Annotated in this window: 9 protein-coding genes; 2 read left to right on the top strand and 7 right to left on the bottom strand. The window is 71.9% G+C overall.

The genetic code is table 11. The features are described 5' to 3' along the window. Positions 1-3 precede the first annotated feature (3 nt). The 6 genes from I6J71_RS40110 to I6J71_RS40085 all read right to left on the bottom strand — a co-directional run bounded on the left by I6J71_RS40110 (position 4) and on the right by I6J71_RS40085 (position 6,484). Positions 4-1,620 carry a serine/threonine-protein kinase gene (locus tag I6J71_RS40110; RefSeq protein ID WP_204091622.1) on the bottom strand — a complete coding sequence of 539 codons (1,617 nt, stop codon included), beginning with the start codon at positions 1,618-1,620 and terminating at the stop codon, positions 4-6. Positions 1,621-1,832: 212 nt separating this feature from the next. Next, positions 1,833-2,726: a hypothetical protein gene (locus tag I6J71_RS40105; protein ID WP_204091621.1), complete on the bottom strand. Its 894-nt coding sequence runs from the start codon at positions 2,724-2,726 to the stop codon at positions 1,833-1,835. 289 nt (positions 2,727-3,015) lie between these two features. Beyond that, entirely contained in the window at positions 3,016-4,884 is a 1,869-nt protein-coding gene (locus I6J71_RS40100) for a hypothetical protein (RefSeq protein ID WP_239154184.1), read from the bottom strand. 334 nt (positions 4,885-5,218) lie between these two features. After that, positions 5,219-5,524 (bottom strand): hypothetical protein, encoded by a 306-nt coding sequence (locus I6J71_RS40095; RefSeq protein ID WP_204091620.1) that lies wholly within the window; start codon positions 5,522-5,524, stop codon positions 5,219-5,221. A 63-nt stretch (positions 5,525-5,587) separates the two neighbouring features. Beyond that, entirely contained in the window at positions 5,588-5,884 is a 297-nt protein-coding gene (locus I6J71_RS40090) for a chorismate mutase (protein ID WP_204091619.1), read from the bottom strand. A gap of 165 nt (positions 5,885-6,049) precedes the next feature. Next, positions 6,050-6,484, bottom strand: a complete 435-nt coding sequence (locus tag I6J71_RS40085; protein WP_204091618.1) for a DUF1707 domain-containing protein — start codon at positions 6,482-6,484, stop codon at positions 6,050-6,052. A gap of 160 nt (positions 6,485-6,644) precedes the next feature. Between I6J71_RS40085 and pcrA the strand changes: the two genes are divergently transcribed. Next, positions 6,645-9,056, top strand: coding sequence for a DNA helicase PcrA (pcrA, locus tag I6J71_RS40080; RefSeq protein WP_204091617.1), 2,412 nt, complete (start codon positions 6,645-6,647; stop codon positions 9,054-9,056). A gap of 806 nt (positions 9,057-9,862) precedes the next feature. Here the strand turns inward: pcrA and I6J71_RS40075 are convergent. Continuing rightward, a complete protein-coding gene (locus tag I6J71_RS40075; protein WP_204097476.1) occupies positions 9,863-10,546 on the bottom strand; it encodes a M23 family metallopeptidase in 684 nt (227 codons plus the stop codon). A 1,510-nt stretch (positions 10,547-12,056) separates the two neighbouring features. Between I6J71_RS40075 and I6J71_RS40070 the strand changes: the two genes are divergently transcribed. Beyond that, entirely contained in the window at positions 12,057-14,105 is a 2,049-nt protein-coding gene (locus I6J71_RS40070) for a hypothetical protein (protein WP_204091616.1), read from the top strand. Positions 14,106-14,181: the final 76 nt, after the last annotated feature.

Genomic DNA, 14,181 nt, shown 5'->3' with positions numbered 1-14,181 from the left:
GCATCAGTTCGACGACGGCGGACTGCCTGTGGACGTGTCCGGCGAGCTCGGAGGCGAAACGGACTTCGAGCTCGACGAAGTAGTCGGCGTCTCCTGTTCGGAGGACGTCTCCCGCGTCGCGGTGTTCCGCTCGGACGTCCGGCGAGACGACGTCCTCTCGCGTGAAGAGGTCTCCTCTGAAGAAGACGTCTCTTCCGAGCTCGTGGTTGCTTCCTCGGTCGTCGGTACCGACACCGAGGTCGGGACCACGGCTGCCGAAGTGCTCGGGGGAGTGGGCTGCTGCGACGCGTCCGGCGGGTTGTTCGAGCTCAGCAGCCACACGCCGAGCACCACCAGCCCGATGACCACGATGCCGCCGATGATCGCCGGCTTCTTCCACGCGCCGGGCTTCTCGCCGTCCTCGTCGTCGGTCGGGCTGGTCTGGCCTCGCGGGGGCTTCGGTTCGTCGTAGCCGTCGTTGTAGTCGCCGTACGAGTCGTCCTGGTAGCCGTCGGGCACCGGGACGGCGCGGGTGGCGGCCAGCCCGTTTCGGCCCGGGTCGCCGTAGAGCGGCGGTTCGGCCTGGTACTGGTCGTAGTCGTTCTCCGGGTAGCCGCTGGCGGCGGGGTACTCGTCCTCGTCGTCGTAGTACTGCTGCGCCGGGCCGGGCTGGTCGAGCAGGGTGCCCGAGTGCGCGGCGTCCAGGTCCTCTTCGGGGAACAGGTGCGTCGCGGCCGCGCCGGCCACGGCGGCCGCGCCGAGCGTGCCGGCCGACGGCGCCATCATCGTCTCGTCGGACGAGCCGCCGAGCGGCGTCTCGCCGCGCGCGACGGCCGCCAGCAGCTCCTCGCACTCGTCGGCGGTCGGCCGGTGCTGTACCTCGAAGTGCAGCAGCACGGCGAGCACGCTGGCCAGCGGGCCCGACTGGCGTGGCGGGTTGATCTGGCCCGCGGCGACGGCGTGGAGCAGGCTCAGCGTGTTCTCGGACAGGCCGAACGGCGGCTGGCCCTCGCACGCGGCGTACAGCGTGGAGCCGAGGGAGAAGACGTCGGACTCGGGGCCGGGGTCACCGCCGATGGCGACTTCGGGCGCGAGGTAGGCGGGGGTGCCGGCGATCATCCCGGTCTTGGTGACCGTGACGTCGTCCTTGGCCCGCGAGATGCCGAAGTCGGTGATCTTCACGGTGCCGTTGCCGGCGAGCAGGATGTTGCCCGGCTTGATGTCGCGGTGGACGATGCCGACCGCGTGGGCCTCGCGCAGCGCGGCGGCCACCTGCGCGCCGATGCGCGCGACCTCCAGCGGCGGCAGCGTGCCGCGTTCCTGCAGGACCTGGGCCAGGCTCGTGGAGTTGAGGTACTCCATGATCAGGCACGGCTGGCCGTTGTCGTCGGTGACGACGTCGAACACCGAGATCGCGTTGGGGTGGTGCAGGCGCGCGGCGATGCGGCCCTCGCGCATCGTGCGCTGCCGGGCGTCTTCGGCGTCGTGCTCCTCGAGGTGGGGCTGCAGCAGCAGCTGCTTGATGGCCACGGTTCGGCCGAGCACCTCGTCGTGGGCCTTCCAGACGGCACCCATCGCGCCTGTGCCGATCCGGCCGATGATCCGGTACCGGCCGGCGACCAGACGACCCTCGTCGCTCACGCGACCTCCCTTTGGGGCTCCGACTTCCCGGAGCGGGACGTGCCCACCCCGAAGATGCGACTACCAACCGGCCGCAGCACCGGAGCGTAGGCACCTGTCGTGGGCTGTGTGCCGGTTTTCCCGACACCGGCCCGCGACAAGGCTAGGCGTTCACTCTGCGCACACGCACTCGGCACGGTCTGATCTTCTACCCGGCAGTGGATCGCCGCAGGTCACGTGAAGGAGACGGCTGAGAGCAGTCGCGCTTCGGAGATGACGTCACGCTCGACGACGTCGAACAGCTGCGTGATGCGGACCAGTGTGCCGTCGGTCTGGCGCAGCACCGCGACGGCGAGCACGGAGCCGTCGTCGCGCACCTCGGTGCTCTGGACGTCGATCTGGTCGGCCGTGCTCCACGCGCGGACCAGGCTGCCCACCTCGCCCTGCGCGAGGCCGGGAGCGAGCAGCGAGAGCGCGTTGTCGGGGTTCTTGTCGATCGACGCGTAGAACTTCTTGACGGCCTGCAGCTTCTCGGCGGCGGACGTGGCCCCCTGGCCCTTCGCCTTGCCGTGCTGGGGCGCGGGCGTGGTGCTCGGCGGCGCCGAGGTGGGGGTGCCGGTCTGCGGCTGGTTCCCGCCGGTGTCCTGGGTCGGCTGCGTGGTGCCGGCGCCCGAGGACGACGGCGTGCCGTCGTGGTGGCCGGACGTGGTGCCGCCCACGCCGTGCTCCGGCAGGTCGGGCACGGCGGCGCCACCGAGCGCGGCGGCGCCGCTGAAGCCGGGGGGAATGGTGTCCTCGGCGACCGGGGTCGTCGGCCGCGGGCCTCCGCTGAGCAGGGCCGCGGTGACCACGGCGCCCGCGACGAGCGCGCCGGCACCGACGAGCCCGACCTGCTTCGCCCGGCGGGCGAGCCGGCTCTCGGGCTCCTCGACCGGCTCGGCTGGTCTCACGGCCTCCGCGCGGTGCGGCCGCGGCGGCAGGTACTTCTGCGGCTCGCGGAAGACCTGCTCGAGGTAGTCGCGGTCCGCGTCGCCGACGCCGTCGAGCAGCTCGGGCGGGATCACGTCCTCGACGCGGACGGCAGTGGCCTCGCGGACCTCTCGCCGTGTGCGCTGCCGATCAAGCACGAATGTCCTCGCTCTGGGGTTCGGGGACGGCGGTACGGCCGTTCGGCCGTACGCCGTTGGTCCGGACGGCCGATTCGTGGTCGGCGTCCTTGCCGGTTGTCGCCAGGTAACCCTGTTGCGACGGCCACCCGCCAGGCTCAGTCGCCGGAATGCCGTCGCCACACGATGAGCGGCAGCTTATGTCACCCACCTGGAGCAGGAACAACCGCTTACCGCACCGCACGTGCATCGGAACGGGCACTCTGCACTTGCACGAAACGTTTCGCGTTCGGCGGACGATCGTGCCTGGTCAGACGCCGTCGTCGGCGATCTTTTCGTCGTCGCCGAAGGTCAGCGTGCGCTGCTCGACGGTCTTGGTGCCGTCGGTGTGGGTCACTTCGAGGGTGTTCACCGTCGTGTTGTCGTCGGGGTCGATCTCCACCTTCTTCACCTCGAAGTAGGCGACCTTCGCGTAGCGCTGGCGCAGCCCCTGCGGGCCCTCCGACTTCAGGTCCCCGGTGGTCACGGCGGAGGCCTCCGCCGGGTCGGTGGTCACCGTGTTGAAGAACTGCTCGGTGTAGTCGCCCATCTTCTTCGTGTCCTTGGGCGAGCTGTACCAGGGAGTGGCCGGGGCGGTCTCGCGCTGCGCGGGTGTGACCGGCGGCTTCTCCGGCGCGCTCGGCGGCGTCGACGTCGGCGCGGTCGCGCCGGGGCTCGACGAGTCCTCGCTCGACGGGTTCGCCGGCGTCCCTTCGTCGCTGGAGCTGCTCGTGCCCGCAGCGTTCTGGGGGCGAGTGTCCGGGTCGTCCGACGAGCTCGTGCCGCTGTCCCGGTCGATCGAGCGGCTGCCGCGGCTGTCGCCGCTCGTGCCGACGTACCCGCCCACCGACGGGTCGGGCAGCATCAGCGGATTGCCGCCGTTCTGCCGGCCCGGCCAGCCGCCGCCGAGCGCGTCGGTCGTGGTCGTGGGCCCGCCGACCAGGAAAGTCCCCGCGAACAGCAGCCCGACGACCACCGCGCCGGACGCGCCGGTCGCGAACCACGCCGCCTTCCGCCACGTCTTGGGCGGCGTCACCGACGCCGGCACCGACCCCAGGTCGAACTTCCCGAGCCCGTCGAGCAGCGGCGCGGCGTACACGCGCACTTCCTCGTCGTCCGGCTCGGGCACCCGGACGGCGGGCGCGCGCAGCGTCACCCGCTGCCGCCGCGGCGGCTCGGGCTGCGTGCTCGGCTCCACACTCTCCCGGGCCGCGGCCTCGTGCGCCAGCGTCGCCGCCGTCGCCTCGACGCGTTCCCGGCGGGTGCGCCGCGCCTGCGGCTGCGCGAGCCGGTCACGCTGCACGTCGGCCAGTGACCGCGTCGTGCCAGGCGCGGCCCACGCGCGATCGATCTCGCTGACAGGCTGCGGATCCGGCACCACGGCTCGTCCGTTCGGCACGCGCCGCCCGAGCGAAACGCGGGCAAGGTCCCCGAGATCTCCGGACTGCGTCCACCTGCTGGTGGCCGCTTCAGCGCCGGCCGCCTGGCCGCTCGGACCCGGCCGAGGCCCGGCGCCGGGATCGCCCGCGAACGCACTCGTGCTCGGCTGCGATCCGGTACTCCAGCCGCTCGCGGCTTCGTCGAAGTCGGGGGGAGCGGGCGTGAAAGCCGAGGCGCCCGGTTGCGCGGTACCCCAGCCGCTCGCCGCGACCTCGGCCACGGCATCGGCGAAGTCCGCCGGGTCGGCCGCCGGCGTGCTGTGTCCCCGGCTCGGCTGCGGCAGGTCACCGGCCCAGCCCCCGGCGGCCACCTCGGCTTCGTCCAGCCGCCCCGCCGTGAAGCCACGGTCGTTGCGGCCCGGCTGCGGCAGCTCCGTCCGACCTCGTACGGCCGGGGTGAACGCGCCGCGCTCTTCGTGCATCCACGTCGGCTGCGGCAGCCAGGACTCGGCCGCCGAGGGAACCGGCAGCGTGCCCTGCGCGGGCGCGAACCCGGCTCGCGGATCAGCGGCCCGGCTCGCCGGGGCGGCTCCGGGCCGGTGGCGGTGGTGCCCGGCGGAATCGGCCGGGACCACCGGCGTCCACGCCTGCGCGCCGGGGCCGCCGCGCGCGCGGTGCCTGCCCGGCATCGTGACTTCGGCGGCCGTCACCGTGTCCGGGTGGCTCGAGTACCTCGAACCACCCATCGCGTTTCCCGTCATGCCCGTCCGACCCCTCCCCGGTGTGGGCGTGACGGCGCCGGCACCCCGATCAACCCGATCGGAGCACTAGCGCGAGCGGAGTCACTTGCGTCCACACTTGCGGACTCCCGCGCATCTGCACGCGCACGCGGCAGCGGGCGCATGGAGCCGCAGCTCCCGCGCATCCTCCGGGCGTCGCCCGGCCCAGACGCAGGGGTCCTCACGAGCCCAGACTAGGAAACCGCCAGTCGAAAGTCTCGGGGCTACTTGCACCTTGCACAGGTTTCACCCTGTCGAGCGTTACCGATCGAGCGTGAGGTCACGCTACGCAGTGCTATGCCTGACGCCGGACCGGTCACCCTCCGCTGCGGTACTTCTCCCGGGTCGACTGCAATGCCTTCGTCGCCACAGCACCACTACCCACAGCAATCACAATGGCGACGATGTCCGCCCCGGTTCCCCCCAAAGTGAGCAACCAGGCGAACAGTGATGCCGCGGTGGTACCACCGGCGACCGCCCAGCGGCTGCGCACGTACTGCGCGACAGGCGCACCGCCGGCCCGCTTGCCCGCGGCGTTGTTGAGCAGCGCCAGGTACCCGACATGGCCCAGTGCCGCCAGCACGCTCGCGATCGCGATGATGACGGCGATGACGTTAATCATGGGTCCAGTCTGCCCGTTTCCGCGGACCCGCGGATCGGGGAAGTCCCCGATGTGGCCGGAAGTTCATCGGCCGAGGCGGCCGCGGCCGAGGTTCAGCAGCGCCATGGCGAGCTGCCGGCCCTCCGGCCCGAGTTCGCGGTAGCGCGCCAGCACGTCCATCTCGCGGTTGTAGACGATCTTCGTGCCGCCGGCGGCCATGCGCGCGGCGCCGATCGTCTTCGACACCTCCACGCGGCGCTTGACGAGCCGCAGGATCTCGGCGTCGAGCCAGTCGATCTCCTGGCGCAGCGAGGAGATGTCCTCGCCGGTCGGGGTGTCCTCCGCGGGCTGTCCGTCTGCGTTCTGCGTCTGCGCGTTCATCGGGACCTCTCTGGAATCCGGACCCCCAGCGGCCCCTGGGACGGCGAAAGCCCCGGGTCCGCTGGACTCCGGGGCTGCTGGTGATGGCGGGTGGGGCACTACGCGATCACGGGAGCCGGAGTCCGGGTCCCGTAGAAAAATCGCTCGCTGCTGTGCCGCACGAGGTCAGTATGGCACAGGAGTTTGCGGGCCCCGTCGGAAACTCCGCACGCGCGCGTGGACAACGAGCGTCACGAACAGCCAGAACACCGGCATCACCGGCCAGAAGAATCCGGCGCCCAGCACCGCCCACCGCACGATCAGCAGCACGGCCACCGCGACCACCGCGGCGAGGTGCACCCGCAGCGCGGGGTGCTCACGCAGCGCGGCGCGGGTGAGCGGCCAGCCGGCGCCGGGACGGCGTTCGGGCCCGGGCCGCGGCAGGTCGGTGGTGAGCTCGCCGAGCTCGTCGACGTAGCGGGTCGCGTAGACCGTGCTCAGCCGGTCTTCGACCTCCTCGAGCGTGAGCCGGCCTTCGGAGCCGGCGGACTGGATGATCGCGGCCACGCGTTCGCGATCGCTGTCGGATGCCCTCAACCGGGCGGGGATCTTGTCGTCCATACCGTTCGATGCTCCGCGCCGGAAAGCCCGTGCGCGTCGGGTGCGAAGCGACAACGCGGCGTACGTCCGGGAGCGCATGCGTACGCGCTGTCGAGTTCACCGTCGGACACGCTCTGCCTGTTCGGTCCCTGTCGTACCCCAGGGGTAGCGTGGACAGGCGATGGACACCCTCTTCGATCTCCCCGCAGAAAAGCCCGCGCCTGCCCGGAAGGCGGCCGCCGAGCTGCTCGAGGACCTCAACCCGGCGCAGCGTGAAGCGGTCACGCACGCCGGTGGGCCGCTGCTCGTCGTCGCCGGTGCCGGGTCGGGCAAGACCCGCGTGCTCACGCGTCGCATCGCGTACCTGCTCGCGGAGCGGCGCGTGCACCCCGGCGAGATCATGGCGATCACGTTCACCAACAAGGCCGCGGCGGAGATGCGCGAGCGCGTCTCGTCGCTCGTCGGCCGGCGTGCCAACGCGATGTGGGTGTCCACGTTCCACTCGATGTGCGTGCGGATCCTGCGCCGCGAAGCCAAGACGCTCGACATGTCGTCGAGCTTCTCCATCTACGACTCCGACGACACGAAGCGGCTCATCACGCTCGTCGCGCGCGACCTCGACATCGACCCGAAGAAGTACGCCGCGCGCACGCTCGCGGTGCACATCTCGAACCTCAAGAACGAGCTCGTCGACCCGGACGCCGCCAAGGCGAACGCGGCGAACGACCTGGAGCGCCGCGTCGCCGAGGTCTACGCCGAGTACCAGCGGCGGCTCGAAGCGGCCAACGCGTTCGACTTCGACGACCTGATTATGCGCACGGTGTCGTTGCTGCAGGCGTTCCCGGACGTCGCGGAGTACTACCGCCGCCGGTTCCGCCACGTCCTGGTCGACGAGTACCAGGACACGAACCACGCGCAGTACACGCTGGTGCGCGTGCTCGCGGGCACGGAGACCACGGACACCGGGATCGAGCCGGCCGAGCTGTGCGTGGTGGGTGACGCGGACCAGTCGATCTACGCGTTCCGCGGCGCGACGATCCGCAACATCGAGGAGTTCGAGCGCGACTTCCCCAACGCGCACACGATCCTGCTGGAGCAGAACTACCGCTCCACGCAGACGATCCTGTCGGCCGCCAACGCCGTGATCGAGCGCAACCCCAACCGGCGCGCCAAACGGCTGTGGACCGACTCGGGCGACGGGGAGAAGATCGTCGGCTACGTCTCGGACAACGACCACGACGAAGCCGCGTTCGTCGCGGGCGAGATCGACGCGCTGGCGGAGAAGGGCGAGGCGGAGTACTCCGACGTCGCCGTCTTCTACCGCACCAACAACCAGTCGCGCGTGTTCGAAGAGATCTTCATCCGCCTCGGCCTGCCGTACAAGGTCGTGGGCGGTGTGCGGTTCTACGAGCGGCGCGAGGTCCGCGACATGCTCGCGTACCTGCGCGTGCTGTCGAACCCCGAGGACACGGTGTCGCTGCGCCGCATCCTCAACGTGCCCAAGCGCGGCATCGGCGACCGCGCCGAGGCCGTGGTGGCGACCCACGCGGAGCGCGAGCGGATCTCGTTCGCGGCCGCGTTGCGCGACGCCGTCGACGGCAAGGTGGCGCTGCTGAACCCGCGCTCGGTAAAGGCGATCACGGGCTTCGTGGCGCTGCTCGACGGGCTGGGTGAGCTCGTGACGTCCGGCGCCGAGGTCCACGACCTGCTGGAGGCCGTGCTCGAGCGCACCGGGTACCGAGCGGAGCTGGAGGAGTCCGACGACCCGCAGGACGCGTCGCGGGTCGAGAACCTGACGGAACTCGTCACGGTCGCGCGTGAGTTCACCGAGTTCACCACCGAGGTCGCGCAGGACGAAAACGCGGAGCTGGTGCTCGACGACGGCGTGCCCCCGCCGGGCTCGCTGGCCGCGTTCCTGGAGCGCGTGTCGCTGGTCGCCGACGCCGACTCGATCCCTTCGCCCGACGGCGGCGAGGAGGGCGACGGCGGTGCCGGCGTGGTCACGCTGATGACGGTGCACACGGCCAAGGGCCTCGAATACCCGGTCGTGTTCTGCACGGGCTGGGAGGACGGCGTCTTCCCGCACATGCGCGCGCTGGGTGACCCCACGGAGCTCGCGGAAGAGCGGCGGCTCGCGTATGTGGCGATCACGCGGGCGCGGCAGCGGCTGTACGTCTCGCGCGCGCTGGTGCGCTCGGCGTGGGGCCAGCCGCAGATGAACCCGGCGTCACGGTTCCTCGACGAGCTGCCGGGCGACCTCGTCGACTGGCGGCGGCTGGAGCCGTCGTCGCCGGGGTTCGGGAACTTCGGGTCCTCGGGCTCTTCTTCGTCGGGCCCGCGCGCGGCGACGACGTGGGGCCGGCGGTCTTCGTCGTCCTCTACTTCCTCGACGTCGCCCTTCGGCAAGGGCTGGAAGGACACGGTGGCCCTCAAGCTCGACGTCGGCGACCGCGTCAGCCACGACAAATACGGCCTCGGCACCGTTATCACCTGCGACGGCGTCGGGCCCCGCGCCACGGCGACCATCGACTTCGGCGCGTCCGGGACGATCCGCCTGATGCTGATCGGGAGCGTCCCGATGGTGAAGCTCTGATTTTTGTCGTACCCCTCACCTAAGGTCACTCCTGTCGAACACAAGTTCGAAGAAGTGGGGTAAGCTGGTGCTCGCGCCGGCACCCCGGAAGGGGAGGACGAGGGTGTGGACGCGGTGTTGTTCGGAGTCCTGGCCGGTGGGGTCCAGGAGTACCTGCGAAGGATTCTCAGCGAGCCGGGTTCGGGCGCGGGCTCAGGGGAAGCCCGGCGATTGGCTGCGGCGTGGCGTGCCTTGCTGCACCAGCACTCGCTCGGCAACGACGGCCGTTGTCAGTCCTGCGGTGGGGGCCGGTGGGTGGCGCGGTCACCGTGGGGGGCCGGCGTGGCCGCTGGACCGGGGTTCGGGGCGCGGGTCTCCTGGCTGATCCGGTTGGGGTGGTGGCCTGTGCGGCGCCATCAGACGGGGCTGTGCACGGTGTGGCAGGTCGCCGTCGCCTACTTCATCCGGCGGTTGCCGAACGGGGAGAGGTGAGGGGGTCGAGCAGAAGCTGACTCGGGTCATCTCGTGAGCGGTGGACGTTCGTCGCCGGAATCCGTTTTGCGCATCGTCGGGGAATGCGTTGGCGGGTACGGCGGTCCGAAAAGGACACTGTTTGTCCCGGGCCATGGTCGGTATTGGGCACCGTCTGGAGTGGGCACCGTCTGGAATGGACAGATTGTCTTGATGTGGGCAGTGCCTGAAATGGGAACCGCCACGGGGCACGGGGGCGCTGCCGTGGCGGAGGAGGGGCTGAGCGATGAAGGTGTCAGGGGCTGCCGGCTGACCAGGAGGCCCGGCTGGCCCCAAGGCTTGGTGCGTAAGGAGGATCAGACGACGATGCCGCGGGCGGCGAGCCACGGGCGCGGGTCGATCTTCTTCGTGCCGTTCTGCCAGACCTCGAAGTGCAGGTGCGGGCCGGTGCTCTCGCCGCGGTTGCCGATCTCGGCGATCTGCTCGCCGCACTTGACCTTCTGGCCTTCGTGGACGGAGAAGCTGTTCATGTGGCCGTAGACCTGGATGGTGCCGTCGTCGAGCTGGATGCGGACCCAGAGGCCGAAACCGCTGGCGGGGCCGGCCTGGATGACGGTGCCGTCGGAGGCTGCGTAGATCGGGGTGCCGATCGAGTTCGCGATGTCGATGCCGAGGTGGCTGCTGCCCCAGCGGGCGCCGAAGCCGGAGGTGAACGTGCCGTGGGCCGGCAGGCACGTCTTCGGGCGGGCGGCTTCTTCGGCGGCCTTGCGGGCGGCGTCGGCTTCGGCCTTCTCGCGGGCTTCGGTGACCTTCTGGCTGTCGGCCATGCGGGCCGCTTCGGCGGAGGCATCCGACGTGTGGCCGGCGGGCAGCAGCTCGGGGGCTCCCCCTGATCCCGCGCTGCCGAGGGTGAACGAGGCGCTCGCGTCCTGCGCGTTGGCGAGCGGGGTTACGGCGGCGTCCGAGTCGGCCGTCACGGTCTTCAGGGTCTGGCCCGCGGCGGCAGCGGCGAACGCGCCGGCCGCGACGGCCGCGACCACGACCCGCCCACGCAGGGCGGAGGAGGGCGGGGCGATGCGGTGCTGTCCCCGCACGCGGATGACCGCACCGTCCAGTGCGTCCTTCAGCGCCGGGGAAGGGGCTTGGCCGCCGGGGGAGCGGTGTGAAGCCAAGACAGGGCCTTCCATCGTCGGGGAGCCGGGTCTTCGCGGACTCGGGCGGGGGATCCCGTGAGCGACCTCGGGGGCGGTTCGCTCGGCGTCCTGCTTTGTGACCTGACTGTAATGGGGACCGGGGGACAGTAACGAAGGGGCACTGTTCTCGGCAAGGCGTCCCCGCCGTTTCGGCCGAACGTGGGCTTGCCGTCACGCGGCTAGCTGTGTGGATTACCCAAAGTTAAGCTGGAACTACTCCGATCAGTGTGATCTCTGTTACACGACTTTCGGCCGATCGGGCCTCCGAACGGCCCTCCTGGAGGCGGTCGAACGACGCAACCGGTGAAATAAACGTTTGCGGCTCGCTGTTGAAGGGCATTCAGCCCTCTACCGTGTGGCCCGGGTCACTCGTTGTCTCCGGTGCCTGTCCGATTACGACCCCATCGGCTGATTCCCAGGTCAGCCGCGTTCACCCGGCGCCACCACCGCAGTCCTCTCCGCGGGTATAGCGCCTTGGTGGCCCTTCACTGGCGCCCCTCGCCCCACTGCGCCCCCCACTCGCGCCCGGCTTGCTAGCGTCGCCCCGATGACTTCGTCCGAAGGACCCCGCGACGGGGACTCGTCCCCGGCCCGTTCCGGTTCCGATCCGGATGACGGCGCACCCCGGTCCACCCCCCGTCGCCCCAGCCTCGCCGAACGCAAGGCGGCCGCCCGCGACCGCGCCCGCCGCGCCGCCACCCGCCGCACGGCGCGCGACCCCTCACCCGGCGGCGTCTCCTCCCGCCCCAGCGACGCCACCGCAGAGCCCTCTGCACCCACCTCCCGCCGCGGCACGCAACCCCCGCGCGACGCCGAACCCGCCCACGCTCCCCACCGCGACCACCCCACCAACCACGGCGCAACGACCGATGGCCCCCGCACCGACACCCCCGACTCCGGCCTCGCTAACAGCGCCGAGCGGCGCCCCGGCGCCGCAAGCGCCGGCGCACGGGGCGCCGACGACCGCGGCGCTGCGGGTAGTGGCCAGCTGGATGCGGCAAACGCGGGTGAGCTGGATACCGGCAGTGCCGGCGACATCGCTGGTGGCCGTGGACGCGCGGGTGCTGATGCCGCCGGCTCCGGTCTGGGCGCCGGTGGTGGCGAATCGTCTCTGGGTGCATCGAGGTCCGGTGCGTTGGGTGCCGGCGGTCGCGGCGCTGCGGGTAGTGGCCTGCCGAATGCGGCAACCGCTGGTAGGCCCGGTGTCGGCAGTGCCGCGGGCGACCTCACCAGTGGCCGCGGACGTGCGGGTGCTGACGATGCTGATTCCGGCCTGGAGGCAGTTGGTGTCGAATCGCCGCCGGGTGCACCGAGCGCCGGTGAACGCGGCACTGGCGGCCGCGGTGGGCAGCCGAATGTGGCGAACGCGAGTGCGGCGGACGCCGGCAGTGCCGCGGCCGACTTCGCCGGTGGCCGTGGACGTGCGGGTGCTGACGCCGTCGACTCCGGTCTCGACACGCGCGGCGGCGAGGCGGCCACTGGCGCGCGGCGCCGTGGCGCCGCCGGCGGGGACGAGCAACAGGGCGCAGCCGGCGGCGGCCCGGGTGGCCATCTCGGCGCCGGTGTGCGAAACGGCCGCAACGCCGAACCTGGGAACGCTGCCGCGCCGGCTCGGATCGATTCCCGCCCGGCGCCGACTCGGGTCAGGCCGCGGTCTGGGCGCGGTGGGCGGGAGGAGGGGGTCGGTTTCGGGGGTGGCTTCGCCGATCTCATCGACCGCGCTCCGTCTCCTCGGCTCAAGGCCGCCGCGGGCCTCCTCGCCGTCGGGGCGGTCGCGCTCACCGGCGGCGCGATCCTGCCCGTGTCGCCCGACGCGGGGCCCGGTTATCTGTCCTGGCCACTGCTCGCGCTGCTCGCGCTGGTGCCCGCCGGCGTCGCGAACGCGGCGGCGTACAGCGGGCGCCACGGGCTGGCCGCCGGCCTGACCGTCGGCCTGGCGGCGCTGGCGCCGGGGCGGCTGCTGCTCGACTTCCAGTTCTTCGCGCAGGCCTCCAAGACCATCCGGCCCGAGCTCTTCCTGCCGGACCGGCTGCTGGACCGCAGCGCCGTCGGCGCCGGGTTCTGGTTGCTGGTGGTCGGGCACGTCGTCACGATCGTCGCCGGGGTGGTCGCCGCGCGGGTGGTGCGTGAGGTCAACGAGGTGGCCGGTGACGACGGCGGCCACCGGCGGTGGCGGTTGGTCGTGCCGTTGCTCGCGGTGGTGAGCGCGGTCGGCCTGCTGATGGCGCCCGTCGTCTCGGACAATCCCTATCTGCCGGCCTACTCGGCGTTCGAAGGACCGGGTGTGGCGCTCGCGGGGTACGTCATCGCGACGGGGGCGTTGCTGCTCGCCGTGGTTCTCGGGTGTGCTGCGGCGGCCGACGGCGTCGTGCGCGGGACGCTCGGCGGCGTGGCCGCGGCGACGTTCGCGCTCGCCCTGCCGCCGTTGGTCGGCGGGCTGGCCATCAGCGGGCTGCACCTCGCGTTCGGCCCGGTGATGGCCGTCGTGGCGATGCTCATAGTGCTCTTCCTCGCGCCGCGGACGACGCCGCAACAGGCGCGCGCGGAACGCACGGACCTCGCGGGCGAAGCGCGTGTCCCCAGTCTCACGTTGTGGCGGGGCGTCACGGCGCTGGCCGCACTCCTCACCGCCGTGGCCGCCGCCGTCGGGGCGCTCGCACCCCAGCTGGACGCCCGGCTCGCCACGCAGAGCCCCGCCCGGTGGTGGCTCCTGGCCGCGGCGATCCTCGTCGTGCTGCCCGCGCCGTTCCTGTTCAAGTACAAGGCCGCGCGTGGCCTCGTCGCCGTGCTGTGGGCCGGTGTCGTGCTCGCGGGCACGGCTGTGCTCAGCACCGCCCTCACCGCCTCGGCGGCGACGGGCCTGGGCGGCGGACTCGGCGGCGCGATCACCTACCGCCTCGGCGCCGGCGCTGTGTTCACCGCGATCGCGCTCGGGCTCGCGGGGCTGACGGGGCTCGCGGCGGTCGTCACGGGCGTCGTCGAGCGTGACGACGAAGGCACCGAAGGCCCGCGCGCCCGCGTGCTGCTTCCCGTCGCCGCCGCGGCGGTCCTCGCCATCGCGGCCTTCGGCACGCCCGTGTTCTCCGCACCGGACTACGCGACGCCCGGGCTCTGGTCCGATTTCGACACTCCGTCGTGGGGCCTGCTCACCGCCGTGCTCGTGGTGCTGGGTGCGCTGGCCTTGAGCGTCCGCTCCCGCCCGGGTGCGGCGGCGGCCGCGCTCGCCGGGGCCGCGCTCCTGCTCGCGCTCCACGTCTCGCAACTGTTCTTCGTGGACCTCCCGGGCCGGAGCCCGGCGCTCGGCTCCTGGCTCGGTCTCGCCGCTGTTGTCGCAACGGCAACAGCGGGCGCGACCGCCGCAGCGGGCGCGAAAACGCCCGCCGGTGTGCGTTCTCACACCGCTTGACCGCATACGGTGACCGACTTCACCAGGTGCGGCGGCCCGCGCGTTCACGCTGGTCGCTAACCTCGACTGGTCCGAC

Origin of the sequence: Amycolatopsis sp. FDAARGOS 1241, from assembly GCF_016889705.1 — a bacterium.
In the GTDB taxonomy this organism is placed as follows: Bacteria; Actinomycetota; Actinomycetes; order Mycobacteriales; family Pseudonocardiaceae; genus Amycolatopsis.
The sequence above is the reverse complement of the archived record's forward strand: the minus strand, read 5'-3'. Positions and strand labels throughout refer to the sequence as shown.

Coding starts and splice junctions, on each gene's coding strand:
- I6J71_RS40100 (WP_239154184.1), bottom strand. CDS start 4,884: ATGACGGGAAACGCGATGGGTGGTTCGAGGTACTCGAGCCACCCGGAC.
- I6J71_RS40095 (WP_204091620.1), bottom strand. CDS start 5,524: ATGATTAACGTCATCGCCGTCATCATCGCGATCGCGAGCGTGCTGGCG.
- I6J71_RS40090 (WP_204091619.1), bottom strand. CDS start 5,884: ATGAACGCGCAGACGCAGAACGCAGACGGACAGCCCGCGGAGGACACC.
- I6J71_RS40085 (WP_204091618.1), bottom strand. CDS start 6,484: ATGGACGACAAGATCCCCGCCCGGTTGAGGGCATCCGACAGCGATCGC.
- pcrA (WP_204091617.1), top strand. CDS start 6,645: ATGGACACCCTCTTCGATCTCCCCGCAGAAAAGCCCGCGCCTGCCCGG.